The sequence below is a fragment of the Acidiphilium sp. genome, from assembly GCF_049977125.1.
Classification (GTDB): domain Bacteria; phylum Pseudomonadota; class Alphaproteobacteria; order Acetobacterales; family Acetobacteraceae; genus Acidiphilium.
This window is the reverse complement of the sequence record NZ_JBMFGY010000264.1, coordinates 1-2,925: the sequence shown is the minus strand read 5'-3', so window position 1 is coordinate 2,925 and position 2,925 is coordinate 1. Positions and strand designations below refer to the sequence as shown.

Sequence of the window (2,925 nt, the reverse complement as noted above, 5' to 3'; positions counted from 1 at the left end):
GTTCGCCCAATACTGGGTCGGCCGCCATCCGGAAATGGGCGGAAGCTACGCAATCAGCGGCGATGGCATCGGCAAGATCCAAGTCACCGGCGCAACCCTCGCCGCCCTGTTCCCGGAGGCCGTGTGATGAGCATCAGCTTCATGCCCTATGTCCACAACACCACGGACAATCTCTGGACCATCGCGCCGGGTTGTGACACCGACGATGACCGGTTCGACATCAATATGTGCAATTCCAACGCGCTCGATGTGCTCGAAGCCCTCGGCTTCCCCGACATGAGCGTCAGCGACGTGCCGGTCCCGATCGAGGACTTCCTCGAGCGCACGACGCGCGCCCTGCGCGGATCGATCGACCGTCCCTCCCCCGCGCGGGAGGTTCGCACCAGCCGGACCGACTACGGCATGGCGATCATCATCGGTAGTCGCGCAGAAGGCTATGTCCAGAAACGTCTGCACCAGCTTGCCGTGATGGCGCGGGAAAGCCGCGCCAAGGGTGCCACCCACATCGGCTGGAATTGAGAGGAGAACCATCATGGACGAAGTTTATCTCCTCCGGATGAATCAGGGGCTTCGCGTCCTGCGAGACGTTAAGGCGATGAATAAACCCTTCAGCCTCGGACTATGGCTTGGCGAACTCAGCGAAGTTGAATGGAAAGAAGGGCCTGATCTCGACTCAGGTGATCCCAAACATGAGTGCGGATCGGTTGGGTGTGGGATCGGCTGGATGACGCAAGATCCGTGGCATCAAAAGCAAGGACTGCGGATCGGGATATTGCACGACGACGATGGGATCGATGATGCCCATCAGGTTCCGTTCTACCGGGATCCTCACACGGGAAAGATCACCACGGGCTGGAGGGCGGTGGCGAAATATTTCGGCATCACAGCTGAAGAAACCACCTACTTGTTCGAATATGAATACGACGATGTCACGGACAGGCTATGCTACAAAACCATCGACCACGTAATCGAGCGGTTCGAGGAATTCGAGCGAAAATGGCGGGATGAATACGCTCGCGAGTTGGCGGACCCGGATAACAGCATCCCGTTCTGACCAACAGAACCGGTCGACGCAGCGTACGCCGCCCGGCCGGTTTCAGGCTTGTTCGCCCTCGGCGATCGGGCGTCCGCAACGTCGCTGCGGTTCCCTCGCCGTGCAGTTACCCCGCAACCTTCGCGCGGGGTGGTGCAGGGTCCATCCAGCTCAAATCCTGCGGATCGCGCGGCTGCCACGGTTTACCTTCCAGCGCGAAATCGACGACCCGGGCGATCCCATGCGCCCGCTGCGCCGCCTCATAAGCCGCTTCGAGGTGATGCTCGTAGGTCGGCATGTAATCCTCGAGCCGACGCTCGAAGAAACCGCTGTCTTTATTCGCCTCGACGAGACGCACGCGGTCGAGATACTCGCGCTTCACCTTTTGCCATTCCCGGCAGGCCGTTACCGCGATGGCCACCGAATCGTTGACCAGCTTGCCAAGCGCCGCCCGATAGACGGCCGGATCAGCGCGGTCGAAGGTCGTGATCTCTTCGAGCGTCTCCATCTCAGCTTCCGCAAAATAGTCGGGCACCACCTGATCCTCGCCATCCTCATCAAAGCGATGGCTCATTATCCAGTCGATCTCGTGATAGTCGGGTGCGATATCGGACAGAACCAACGGATCGGGCCGCACCAACTCAATCGGGAAGCGAATGATCCTGCATGAAGGAAGTTCAGAATTCATGGCGAAGTCCCCTGTTTCCACGATCTGAACAATACCAGAACAAGGAGGATTCCGCAACGAATCCCCGTCCCTCAGGCGGTGCATGGCCAGCACGCCGGATCAACTCTGCCGGGCTCCAGCCACCCGAGCGCGAGGCGATGAGCACCTTGGGTGCGGCTCCCATGCCGCTCCGGTGCGGTTCGCTGACATTGCCCCCGCTGCGACTGCCAAGGGCACGGCAAGGCCAGATCACCGCTTAACCCGGTCCTGCACCTCGGTCGAACCGAGAACCGGATCACGATCCTCGTCGCGGCGGTGCAGCGGTTCGGCGTCTCGACAGCGTCGAATGACTTCCACCCCGCAGGTGTCCGCGCCAGCGAACCGGACCGGCGTTGGGATTGCACCGGTGGATGCCGGCGTATCATGCAAGACGAGCCTATCACCCGTCAGGCCGTCGCGTCCGCTTGCCCGTCGCCGGCACGGATACTTCAGTCGCGGCCCGGGCAGTGGCAGTGCCGAGTTCCCGGCCGGGCGTGGGACGTGATCAGCGGCTGACGTCGGTGATGCCGGGCAACGCGCAATGTGCGGGAAGCGGGAGACGTCCGGGTTCTCGGGCCCGACATCGCCGATCTCTCCGCACATCGCACGGGACCGCTGTCAATTGCCCGCTTCCCGCCGCGCAAGGTGCCGTATCTAGGCCGGGCGAGACCCGCGGCAACCCCCGCTTCGCCGTCCAGGCGCGCCTCGTGCGCGCCTGTCAGGACGGGCGAAGCGCCTGCGGTTCGGGCCGGCCCGTGTTGCGACGCGTATAGAACGCGTCGCTGCCCGCGCCAGCCGGCCCTCAGGGGTATGCCTCCGGTCTCTATGCCCGGCCTTACGAACGGCACCGCGGCGGTAGAGCAGGCAAGGTGCCTGCGATCCCCCGGCTTTGTAGAAAGATCAGTCAGATGTCGAAGACGAAAACCCCGAAGAACGCTCCCGCCACCCGCCGCACCCCGCGCGGTGAAACGCCGATCACCCTCGAGACGATCCGCATGATCGCGCCCACGCCCAATCAGGCCGACAACATCAGCGCCGCTTTCGCCCTCGACCCCGTCGACTTCGAAAGCATTCGCTCCAGCACCGAAGAACAGATCGGCCTCTCGGCCCGGGCGCTGGAGGCCCATCTCGATGAAACGGCGCTGCGGATCCACCTCGATCGCATCGTCAACGCCTTCGTCCGGTC

Annotated in this window: 4 protein-coding genes; 3 read left to right on the top strand and 1 reads right to left on the bottom strand. The window is 62.8% G+C overall.

What is annotated here, in order from left to right; genetic code table 11:
• Positions 1-126: 126 nt before the first annotated feature.
• Positions 127-519: a hypothetical protein gene (locus tag ACP5E6_RS17830; RefSeq protein WP_427956539.1), complete on the top strand. Its 393-nt coding sequence runs from the start codon at positions 127-129 to the stop codon at positions 517-519.
• 13 nt (positions 520-532) lie between these two features.
• On the top strand, positions 533-1,054 hold the full coding sequence (locus tag ACP5E6_RS17825) for a hypothetical protein (protein WP_427956536.1): 522 nt from the start codon (positions 533-535) through the stop codon (positions 1,052-1,054).
• 106 nt (positions 1,055-1,160) lie between these two features.
• Here the strand turns inward: ACP5E6_RS17825 and ACP5E6_RS17820 are convergent, their stop codons facing one another.
• Positions 1,161-1,721, bottom strand: a complete 561-nt coding sequence (locus ACP5E6_RS17820) for a hypothetical protein (protein ID WP_427956534.1) — start codon at positions 1,719-1,721, stop codon at positions 1,161-1,163.
• 1,013 nt (positions 1,722-2,734) lie between these two features.
• Between ACP5E6_RS17820 and ACP5E6_RS17815 the strand changes: the two genes are divergently transcribed.
• The coding region (locus ACP5E6_RS17815; RefSeq protein WP_427956531.1) for a hypothetical protein at positions 2,735-2,925 on the top strand (191 nt) is incomplete at its 3' end.